8 protein-coding genes are annotated in these 11,263 nt (G+C 53.2%); 7 read left to right on the forward strand and 1 reads right to left on the reverse strand.

Annotated elements, in window-relative coordinates; genetic code table 11:
• The first annotated feature begins 5 nt into the window (after window positions 1-5).
• The 6 genes from atoS (at window position 6) to OGV89_RS08850 (ending at window position 7,271) form a co-directional block, all read left to right on the forward strand.
• Window positions 6-1,844 (forward strand): two-component system sensor histidine kinase AtoS, encoded by a 1,839-nt coding sequence (gene atoS / locus OGV89_RS08825; RefSeq protein WP_048998091.1) that lies wholly within the window; start codon window positions 6-8, stop codon window positions 1,842-1,844.
• A complete protein-coding gene (atoC, locus tag OGV89_RS08830; protein WP_003845131.1) occupies window positions 1,841-3,226 on the forward strand; it encodes an acetoacetate metabolism transcriptional regulator AtoC in 1,386 nt (461 codons plus the stop codon). The genes atoS and atoC overlap by 4 nt, the downstream gene beginning before the upstream one ends.
• Window positions 3,227-3,424: 198 nt before the next feature.
• On the forward strand, window positions 3,425-4,084 hold the full coding sequence (atoD, locus tag OGV89_RS08835; RefSeq protein ID WP_003845129.1) for an acetate CoA-transferase subunit alpha: 660 nt from the start codon (window positions 3,425-3,427) through the stop codon (window positions 4,082-4,084).
• Window positions 4,085-4,086: 2 nt separating this feature from the next.
• Complete coding sequence (locus tag OGV89_RS08840; RefSeq protein ID WP_003845127.1) at window positions 4,087-4,737, forward strand: 3-oxoacid CoA-transferase subunit B; 651 nt, start codon at window positions 4,087-4,089, stop codon at window positions 4,735-4,737.
• Window positions 4,734-6,056, forward strand: a complete 1,323-nt coding sequence (locus OGV89_RS08845) for a TIGR00366 family protein (RefSeq protein WP_003845126.1) — start codon at window positions 4,734-4,736, stop codon at window positions 6,054-6,056. The genes OGV89_RS08840 and OGV89_RS08845 overlap by 4 nt, the downstream gene beginning before the upstream one ends.
• A 30-nt stretch (window positions 6,057-6,086) precedes the next feature.
• Entirely contained in the window at window positions 6,087-7,271 is a 1,185-nt protein-coding gene (locus OGV89_RS08850; RefSeq protein ID WP_003845123.1) for an acetyl-CoA C-acetyltransferase, read from the forward strand.
• Window positions 7,272-7,314: 43 nt separating this feature from the next.
• Here OGV89_RS08850 and gyrA read toward each other — a convergent pair whose 3' ends face one another.
• Window positions 7,315-9,951 (reverse strand): DNA topoisomerase (ATP-hydrolyzing) subunit A, encoded by a 2,637-nt coding sequence (gene gyrA, locus OGV89_RS08855; RefSeq protein WP_003027598.1) that lies wholly within the window; start codon window positions 9,949-9,951, stop codon window positions 7,315-7,317.
• 158 nt (window positions 9,952-10,109) lie between these two features.
• Between gyrA and ubiG the strand changes: the two genes are divergently transcribed.
• Window positions 10,110-10,838 carry a bifunctional 2-polyprenyl-6-hydroxyphenol methylase/3-demethylubiquinol 3-O-methyltransferase UbiG gene (ubiG, locus tag OGV89_RS08860; RefSeq protein WP_003839414.1) on the forward strand — a complete coding sequence of 243 codons (729 nt, stop codon included), beginning with the start codon at window positions 10,110-10,112 and terminating at the stop codon, window positions 10,836-10,838.
• Window positions 10,839-11,263 lie beyond the last annotated feature (425 nt).

An 11,263-nucleotide genomic window follows, 5' to 3' on the forward strand; every position in this document is an offset into this window, starting at 1 on the left:
TCAGAATGCGCGACCTGAGATGGCTGGCTCGTCGGTTATACCCACGACGATTACGCAACCAAATGATCATGATGGCCATTCTGATGGTCATCATTCCGACGATATCTATAGGCTATATCGTAGAAACTGAAGGCCGTTCAGCAGTCTTATCTGAAAAAGAGAAAAAACTTTCATCGGTGATAACCCTGCTAAACGATGCGTTGGGCGACAGCTTCAGTCACTACCCGGACCTGCCGCGTGAAGCGCGTATTCGCGCGCTTAATCATGAGTTGGGCCCCGTCACCGAACGGATTACGCAGGCGTTTCCCGGCATTGGCGCAGGGTATTACCACAAAGCGCTGGATGCCATTATCACCTATGCCCCCTCTGCGCTCTACCAAAGCAACGTAGGTATTACCATCACCGAGGATCACCCCGGACGTGAAGTGATGAGTAGCAACTCGCCAGTGGTCTATTCAGGGCGACAAGTACGCGGCGATATACTCAACTCCATGATCCCAATAGAGCGCCAGGGTGAAGTTATTGGCTATATCTGGGCCAATGAACTGACGGAAGATATCCGCCAGCAGGCCTGGAAAATGGACGTCAGAATTATTGCTGTCCTGGTTGCCGGGCTCATCTGTAGCCTGCTGCTCATCGTGCATTTTTCACGCCGTCTCAGTGCGAATATCGACATTATCACCGATGGACTCTCAACGCTGGCACAAAAAACGCCTGCCCGATTGCCTGAACTCCCCGGCGAGTTGGGACAAATCAGCCGTAGCGTCAATGCGCTGGCGCAAACGCTACGAGAAACCAAAACCCTTAACGATCTGATTATTGAAAATGCTGCCGATGGCGTGATCGCCATCGACAGACAGGGTGACGTCACCACCATGAACCCGGCGGCAGAGCAGATAACAGGCTACACGCTGCATGAGCTGGTTGGACAGTCTTACGCGACGCTCTTTGCCAACACGCAGTTTTATAGCCCGGTATTGGACACCCTTGAGCACGGTACTGAACATGTGGCCCAGGAGATTAGCTTTCCAGGACGTGAACGCACCATTGAAATCAGCGTCACCACGAGCAGGATCCATAACGCCCACGGCGAGTTGATTGGCGCATTGGTTATTTTCTCCGATTTAACCGCTCGTAAAGAGGCCCAGCGTCGCCTGGCGCAAACTGAAAGGCTTGCCACCTTAGGTGAGCTGATGGCCGGCGTCGCACATGAAGTGAGAAACCCGCTGACCGCAATCCGTGGCTACGTCCAGATCATCCGCCAGCAAACCTCTCTGCCGGAACATCAGGAATATTTATCTGTTGTGCTTAATGAAATTGATTCCATCAATAAAGTTATTCAACAACTGTTAGATTTCTCGCGACCGCGACAAAGCCAGTGGCAACAGATCCAGCTCAATGCGCTAATTGAAGAAACGCTAATCCTGGTGCAAACCGCTGGCCTTCAGGCACGGATCGCCTTTATAACGGAATTAGATCCCAGCCTGCCGCCGATCGTCGCCGATCGCGAGCTTCTCAAACAGGTAGTCCTCAATATTTTAATCAATGCGGTACAGGCGATCGCTGCACGAGGAGAAATTCGCATTCGCACCTGGCAATACTCTGCCTCGCAACAGGCCGTGATGATTGAAGATAATGGCAACGGTATCGAACTCACCATCCAGAAGAAAATATTCGATCCCTTTTTTACGACAAAAGCATCCGGCACCGGTCTTGGACTGGCGCTGAGCCAGCGCATCATTAACGCGCATCAGGGGGATATTCACGTCACCAGCCAGCCAGGCTGCGGGGCGATATTCACCCTCATTTTACCTCTTAACCCGCAGGGAAATCCGTCAGAATGAAAACGACCTACCGTATTCTCATCGTGGATGATGAAGACAATGTTCGCCGTATGCTTGCCACTGCATTTTCCCTGCAGGGACATGAAACGCATTGCGCCAGCGACGGGAAAGCCGCGCTGAGCCTGTTTAGCGAAATGCAGCCCGACGTGGTGCTGATGGACATTCGCATGCCGGAGATGGATGGCATCGACGCGCTGAAAGTCATGCGTACACAGCAACCACGCATCCCCGTCATTTTGATGACCGCCTATGCCGAAGTAGAAACCGCAGTAGAAGCTCTGCGTAGCGGCGCATTCGACTACGTGATTAAGCCCTTTGATCTTGACGAGCTAAGTATGGTGATTCAACGCGCGTTGCAATTGCAGGAGATGAAACAGGAAATCCGCAATCTGCATAAAGCGTTGAGCACCAGCTGGCAATGGGGACATATTCTGACCAACAGCCCACGAATGATGGATATCTGTAAAGACACGGCGAAAATTGCCCTCTCACAGGCAAATGTCCTGATCAGCGGTGAAAGTGGCACAGGAAAAGAGCTGATCGCCCGCGCCATTCATTACAACAGCAAACGTGCCAATGGCCCGTTTATAAAAGTTAACTGCGCGGCTCTGCCGGAGTCGCTACTGGAAAGCGAGCTATTTGGTCACGAAAAAGGTGCGTTTACCGGGGCACAGACGTTGCGCCAGGGGTTGTTCGAACGCGCTCATCAGGGAACATTATTGCTTGATGAAATTGGTGAGATGCCGCTGGTGCTGCAGGCCAAACTGCTGCGTATTTTGCAGGAGAGAGAGTTTGAACGCATCGGCGGGCACCAGACCATTCGCGTTGATATTCGCATCGTCGCCGCCACTAACCGCTGCCTGCAAACGATGGTGAAGGAAGGAACGTTTCGCGAAGATCTGTTTTACCGGCTCAACGTTATCCATCTGACTTTGCCTCCCTTACGCGAGCGTCGGGAAGACATTGCTTTATTAGCGAACCATTTTTTACAAAAATTCAGCTCTGAAAATCAGCGAGATATTATCGAGATCGACCCGACGGCGATGTCGATTCTCACCGCCTGGCCCTGGCCGGGTAATATTCGCGAACTGTCAAACGTCATCGAACGTGCAGTCGTGATGAATACCGGCGCGGTGATCTTTGCCGACGATCTCCCCGACCCGTTCCGCAACCCGGTTAACGCAATGACAGAGACAAAACCAACTTACTCCGGGGAACGCAATCTGAAAGAAGAGATTAAGCGTGAGGAAAAACGCATTATCCTCGAAGTCCTCGATAATCAGGACGGCAATCGTACCCGCACGGCGTTGATGCTGGGGATTAGCCGTCGCGCTCTGATGTATAAATTACAAGAGTACGGCATCGACCCATCGGGTTCCTGATACGCTAATTTGCTATGCAGAATTTTGCACACTGCGCAAAACTCTGCATAGTCCCCTCATCTTCCCATCAGCAAAAGAAGAAAAATTATCATTTAATTTCAATGCATTAAATAATCTCATTTCACCTTTATCATTCTGGCACCCTGCTTGCAATTCCCTGAACGTACCCAAAATGGAGTATGCAAAAAGGGAAACATAATGAAAACAAAACTGATTACCTTACAAGACGCTGCGGGCTTCTTTCGTGACGGCATGACCATCATGGTCGGTGGTTTCATGGGCGTTGGCACACCGCCTCGTCTGGTTGAAGCCTTGTTGGAATCCGGCGTAAGAGATCTGACGCTAATCGCTAACGATACCGCCTTTGTCGATACCGGTATCGGCCCCCTGATCGTCAATGGGCGGGTAAGCAAAGTGATCGCTTCGCACATAGGCACCAACCCGGAAACGGGTCGCCGCATGATCGCAGGCGAAATGGACGTACAACTGGTTCCACAAGGTACCCTGATCGAGCAAATTCGATGCGGCGGCGCGGGTCTTGGCGGTTTTCTAACACCCACCGGCGTCGGCACCATCGTGGAAGATGGAAAACAGACCATGACGCTCGAGGGTAAAACCTGGCTGCTTGAACGCCCATTGCGCGCCGATTTAGCGCTAATTCGCGCCCATCGCGCTGACATGCTTGGCAACCTCACTTATCAGCTCAGCGCCCGGAACTTTAATCCTCTAATTGCTCTCGCCGCTGACATCACGCTGGTTGAACCGGATGAAATGGTGGAAACAGGTGAGCTGCAGCCTGACCAGATTGTTACCCCCGGCGCCGTTATCGACCATATCGTCATTCCACAGGAGAGCTAATCATGGATGCTAAACAACGTATTGCGCGCCGTGTGGCGCAAGAGCTTCGCGATGGCGATATCGTTAACTTAGGTATCGGCCTGCCGACGATGGTAGCCAACTATTTGCCCGCGGATATTCACATTACGCTGCAATCTGAGAACGGTTTTCTGGGACTGGGCCCTGTCACCACCGCGCATCCTGACCTGGTGAACGCGGGCGGCCAACCGTGCGGTATTTTGCCGGGCGCGGCGATGTTTGATAGCGCCATGTCGTTCGCGTTGATTCGCGGCGGTCACGTTGATGCCTGTGTGCTTGGCGGGTTGCAGGTCGATGAGCAGGCCAACCTAGCCAACTGGGTTGTTCCCGGAAAAATGGTGCCCGGCATGGGTGGCGCAATGGATCTGGTGACCGGTGCACGTAAAGTCATTATCGCCATGGAACATTGCGCGAAAGACGGCTCTGCGAAAATCCTGCGTCAATGCACCATGCCGCTTACTGCACAACATGCTGTGCACATGCTGGTCACTGAGCTCGCCGTATTTCGCTTTATTGACGGCAAAATGTGGCTGACTGAAATCGTCGAAGGTTGCGACATCGCCACGCTGCGTGAAAAAACCGACGCCCATTTTGATATTGCCGACGATCTTCGCATCCAGCGAGGTGACGCATGATTGGCCGCATCGCTCGCTTTATGACGCGGGTGGTCAGCCGCTGGCTGCCCGATCCGCTCATTTTCGCCATGTTATTAACGTTGCTGACTTTTGGCATCGCACTGTGGTTAACACCACAGACGCCTATTAGCATGGTGAAATTCTGGGGTGACGGTTTCTGGAACCTGCTGGCGTTTGGTATGCAGATGGCGCTGATCATCGTAACCGGCCATGCGTTAGCCAGTTCCGGGCCGGTGAAAAGCCTGCTGCGTACGGCGGCATCCGCCGCCAAAACCCCCGCTCAGGGGGTAATGTTGGTCACTTTTTTTGGTTCGGTGGCCTGCGTTATTAACTGGGGATTTGGTCTGGTGGTCGGGGCGATGTTCGCCCGCGAAGTCGCCCGTCGGGTACCGGGTTCCGATTATCCGTTATTGATTGCCTGCGCTTATATCGGGTTTTTGACCTGGGGTGGCGGTTTCTCTGGCTCAATGCCTTTGCTGGCGGCAACGCCTGGTAACCCGGTCGAGCACATAGCGGGCCTGATTCCTGTCGCGGATACTCTCTTCACCGGCTTCAATATCTTCATCACCGTGGCGCTGATTGTTGTGATGCCGTTCATTACACGCATGATGACGCCAAAACCTTCGGATGTGGTGAGCATCGATCCGAAACTGTTACTGGAAGAAGCAGATTTTCAGAAGAAACTGCCGCCAGATGCGCCACCATCGGAAAAACTGGAAGAGAGCCGCATTCTGGCGCTGATCATCGGTGCCTTAGGGATTGCCTATCTGGGCATCTACTTTGCCGAGAAAGGTTTCAACATCACCATCAATACCGTCAACCTGATGTTTATGATTGCCGGTCTGCTGCTGCACAAAACGCCGATGGCCTATATGCGTGCGGTCAGCGCCGCCGCACGTAGCACCGCCGGAATTCTGGTGCAATTCCCCTTCTACGCGGGCATTCAGTTGATGATGGAGCACTCCGGTCTCGGTGGGCTCATTACTGAGTTTTTCATCAACGTTGCTAACAAAGATACCTTCCCGCTGATGACCTTCTTCAGTTCAGCACTGATTAACTTTGCCGTGCCATCCGGCGGTGGCCATTGGGTTATCCAGGGACCGTTCGTCATGCCTGCCGCTCAAGCTCTGGGTGCCGATCTTGGCAAATCTGTCATGGCCATCGCCTACGGAGAGCAATGGATGAATATGGCACAGCCGTTCTGGGCACTCCCTGCTCTGGCCATCGCCGGATTGGGGGTACGCGACATCATGGGGTACTGCATCACCGCCCTGCTCTTCTCCGGCATCATTTTTGTTATTGGATTGACCTTGTTCTGACGGCAACCTCTTATTTAAAGGAACTGAAAAATGAAAAACTGTGTCATCGTCAGCGCGGCTCGTACCGCAATCGGTAGTTTTAACGGCGCACTGGCAACTACGGGGGCCGTCGAGCTTGGAGCAACCGTCATTAGAGCCGCTCTTGAACGCGCTCACCTTGACCCACAGCGCGTGGACGAGGTGATTATGGGCAACGTGTTGCAGTCAGGGCTCGGCCAAAACCCGGCGCGCCAGGCATTATTAAAAAGCGGCTTATCCGACACCGTTTGCGGCTTTACCGTCAACAAAGTGTGCGGCTCCGGCCTGAAAAGCGTGGCGCTTGCCGCCCTGGCAATCAAAGCGGGACAAGCCCAGACGATCGTCTCGGGGGGGATGGAAAACATGAGCCTGGCCCCCTACCTGTTAGACGCGAAAGCCCGTTGGGGGTATCGCCTTGGTGACGGGCAATTGTCTGACGTCATTCTGCGCGATGGACTGATCTGCGCCGAGCATGGTTACCATATGGGGATCACTGCAGAAAATGTCGCCAAAGAGTATGGCATTAGCCGCGAAATGCAGGATGAACTGGCTCTGCAGTCACAGCGTAAAGCCGTTGCCGCAATCGAATCTGGCGCATTTCAGGCTGAAATCGTGCCCGTGAGCGTATCGTCACGGAAGAAAACCATCATTTTTGATCGTGATGAATTCCCCAAAGCTGACTCGACGGCAGAAGGTCTCGCCGCGTTGCGGCCAGCCTTCGATAAAACAGGAACCGTCACCGCAGGTAACGCCTCGGGGATCAACGACGGCGCGGCGGCATTAGTGGTAATGGAAGAGTCTGCGGCACTGGCGGCTGGGCTAAAACCGCTGGCGCGGATCAAAGCCTGGGCCAGCGGCGGCGTGGCACCGGCAATGATGGGGATGGGGCCAGTTCCAGCCACGCAAAAAGCGCTACAGCTGAGTGGACTGCAGCTGTCCGACATCGATCTTATTGAAGCCAACGAGGCCTTTGCCGCGCAGTTCCTTGCCGTCGGCAAAACGCTGGGGTTCGATCCGCAAAAGGTTAACGTCAACGGCGGGGCAATTGCGCTGGGACACCCTATTGGTGCCAGCGGTGCGCGAATTCTGGTTACGCTGCTACATGCGCTACAGGCACGGGATCAAACGCTTGGACTTGCCACGCTGTGCATTGGCGGCGGTCAGGGAATCGCGATGATCGTGGAGCGCATGAACTAAAAAAAAGGGCCGGAGTTCTCCGGCCCTTCTTATTACGTTTTAATTACTCTTCAGCGTCATCCGCTGCATCGTCATCGCTTTCCGCTTCAGGCGCGATATCCTCGTCACCTTCAGCTGCACTTCCGTCGATGGAGTCGAGCTCTTCATCATCAACCGGTTCAGCAACGCGTTGCAGACCCACAACGTTTTCGTCTTCCGCAGTACGGATAAGGATAACACCCTGGGTATTACGCCCTACCACGCTGATTTCCGACACGCGAGTACGTACCAGCGTACCTGCATCGGTGATCATCATGATCTGGTCGGTATCTTCAACCTGTACTGCGCCAACAACGGAGCCATTACGCTCGGTGACTTTGATGGAGATAACACCCTGCGTACCACGAGACTTGGTTGGGTATTCGCTTTCCGCTGTACGCTTACCGTAACCGTTCTGCGTGACGGTCAGGATTGCCCCTTCACCGCGTGGAACGATCAGGGAAACAACGGAGTCTTCACCTGCCAGTTTGATCCCGCGAACACCGGTCGCCGTACGACCCATCGCGCGAACTGCGTTCTCTTTAAAACGCACCACTTTACCGGCAGCAGAGAACAGCATAACTTCGTCATTACCGGACGTCAGATCAACGCCAATCAGTTCGTCGCCTTCGTTCAGGTTGACGGCGATAATACCGGCAGAACGCGGACGGCTGAATTCAGTCAATGCCGTTTTCTTCACGGTACCGCTGGCGGTTGCCATGAAGACGTTGACGCCCTCTTCGTACTCGCGTACCGGCAGAATTGCGGTGATACGTTCGTTCGCTTCCAGCGGCAGCAGGTTAACGATTGGACGTCCACGCGCACCACGGCTCGCTTCCGGCAGTTGATAAACCTTCATCCAGTACAGACGACCACGGCTGGAGAAGCAGAGGATCGTGTCATGGGTGTTGGCCACCAGCAGGCGGTCGATAAAGTCTTCTTCTTTAATGCGTGCTGCAGATTTGCCTTTACCGCCACGACGCTGCGCTTCGTAATCGGTTAACGGCTGATATTTCACGTAGCCCTGATGAGACAAGGTCACGACAACATCTTCCTGGTTAATCAGATCTTCGATGTTGATGTCAGCGCTGTTCGCGGTAATTTCGGTCCGACGCGCGTCGCCGAACTGTTCACGAATCAGCTCCATCTCTTCACGGATAACTTCCATCAGACGATCTGCGCTGCCCAGAATGTGCAGCAGTTCAGCGATCTGTTCCAGCAGCTCTTTGTATTCGTCGAGCAGTTTTTCGTGCTCAAGGCCGGTCAGTTTCTGCAAACGCAAATCCAGAATAGCCTGAGCCTGCTGTTCAGTCAGGTAGTACTGACCGTCACGCACGCCAAATTCCGGCTCCAGCCATTCAGGACGCGCGGCGTCATCACCGGCACGTTCCAGCATGGCGGAAACGTTGCCCAGTTCCCACGAACGCGCAACCAGCGCGGCTTTCGCTTCTGCCGGGGTCGGTGCACGGCGGATCAGTTCGATGATCGGATCGATGTTCGCCAGCGCAATCGCCAGCGCTTCAAGGATGTGCGCACGGTCGCGGGCTTTACGCAGTTCAAAGATAGTACGACGAGTTACGACTTCACGGCGGTGACGTACGAACGCGGCAATAATATCTTTCAGGTTCATGATCTTCGGCTGGCCATGGTGCAATGCAACCATGTTGATACCGAAGGAAACCTGCAATTGGGTCTGGGAGTAAAGGTTGTTCAGAACCACTTCCCCGACCGCATCGCGTTTCACTTCAATCACGATGCGCATACCGTCTTTGTCAGACTCGTCACGCAGCGCGCTGATGCCTTCTACGCGTTTGTCTTTTACCAGTTCGGCGATTTTCTCAATCAGGCGCGCTTTGTTTACCTGATACGGAATTTCGTGGACGATGATGGTTTCACGACCCGTTTTGGCATCCGCTTCGACTTCCGCGCGTGCGCGAATGTACACTTTGCCACGGCCGGTACGGTAGGCTTCTTCGATACCACGACGACCGTTGATGATCGCTGCAGTCGGGAAGTCCGGACCCGGAATATGTTCCATCAGCCCTTCAATGCTGATGTCTTCATCGTCAATATATGCCAGACAGCCGTTGATCACTTCAGTCAGGTTGTGCGGCGGAATGTTGGTCGCCATACCTACCGCGATACCGGACGAACCGTTCACCAGCAGGTTAGGAATTTTGGTCGGCATGACGTCAGGAATTTGTTCGGTGCCGTCGTAGTTATCGACGAAATCAACCGTTTCTTTTTCCAGGTCAGCCATCAGCTCATGGGCGATTTTCGACATACGGATTTCCGTATAACGCATCGCCGCTGCGGAGTCGCCATCGACAGAACCAAAGTTACCCTGACCATCTACAAGCATGTAACGCAAGGAGAATGGCTGCGCCATACGAACAATGGTGTCGTAAACGGCGGTATCACCATGAGGGTGGTATTTACCGATTACGTCACCAACGACACGGGCAGATTTTTTATAGGCTTTATTCCAGTCGTTGCCCAATACGTTCATGGCGTAAAGTACGCGACGGTGAACCGGCTTCAGGCCATCTCGGACGTCTGGCAGCGCACGGCCAACAATGACCGACATCGCATAATCCAGATAGGAGCTCTTCAGCTCTTCCTCAATGTTGACCGGTGTAATTTCTCTCGCAAGGTCGCTCATCTAACCGCTATCCCTCTACTGTATCCCGGATTCAAAGGTCGCAAATTATAACACATACGTGAAGATTCAGGTAAATGGATTCCCCCTGACAGAGGCTTTATTCATCCCGTCAGGCTGATATACTCATTTGCATCGCAAATTTAGGAGTAGAAGCCCCAATGAATGCCGAAAAACCCCCGGTTACTCACAACGTTGACCATGAAGAAATTGCCAAGTTTGAAGCAGTCGCGTCACGCTGGTGGGATCTTGAGGGTGAATTTAAGCCACTGCACCGTATTAACCCGCTGCGTCTGGGCTACATTACTGAGCGCTCAGGTGGCCTGTTTGGTAAAAAGGTTCTCGACGTCGGCTGCGGCGGCGGCATTCTGGCGGAAAGCATGGCGCGCGAAGGCGCAACCGTCACCGGGCTGGACATGGGCTTTGAACCGTTACAGGTCGCAAAACTGCATGCGCTGGAGAGCGGCATCCAGGTGGAGTACGTACAAGAAACTGTCGAAGAACATGCGGATAAGCATGCGCATCAGTATGACGTTGTGACCTGCATGGAAATGCTGGAGCACGTACCAGATCCGCAGTCGGTGGTCAGGGCCTGCGCCAGACTGGTTAAACCGGGCGGCGAAGTCTTTTTTTCCACGCTTAACCGCAACGGCAAATCCTGGCTGATGGCGGTGGTCGGAGCAGAATATATTCTGCGGATGGTGCCGAAAGGCACGCATGATGTGAAAAAATTTATTAAGCCGGCAGAGTTATTACAGTGGGTAGATCAGACCGTGCTGAAAGAGCGTCATATGACCGGCCTGCACTACAACCCCATCACTAACACCTTCAAACTCGGTCCGGGCGTTGATGTGAACTATATGGTGCATACCACCGCCAAAAGCGAATAAACCAGCGCTCATGGCCTTATGACGCTGGATTGTAGGCCGGATAAAGCGCGCCAGCGCCGCCATCCGGCACGACTCCGGGCTTTAACGCCTGATGGCGCTTCGCTTATCAGGCCTACGTTATTACGCATCGCCTACCAATCCTGAGTAGTACCGGTACAGCAATTTTTGCGCCAGATCATAAGAACTTTCCTTACCTTAGATGAAGAAATCAGCACTCGATCAAAATTTCTATTTTTTTTCTCAATTATTGACATCCCCGCCAGGCCTTATAAGACGCGCACTTAGCGATTCTCACCCTTTTGCAACCTCAATTTAACCTCAAAATCAACTCTTGTGCTGAAAAGAATCCCTACTAGAATACTCACCATATAGCGTCTATTTTATCAAACAACCCCTACATATAGTATTTATCCACAGACTTAGTC

The sequence above is a fragment of the Citrobacter sp. Cf125 genome, assembly GCF_030333935.1.
Lineage (GTDB): Bacteria > Pseudomonadota > Gammaproteobacteria > Enterobacterales > Enterobacteriaceae > Citrobacter > Citrobacter freundii.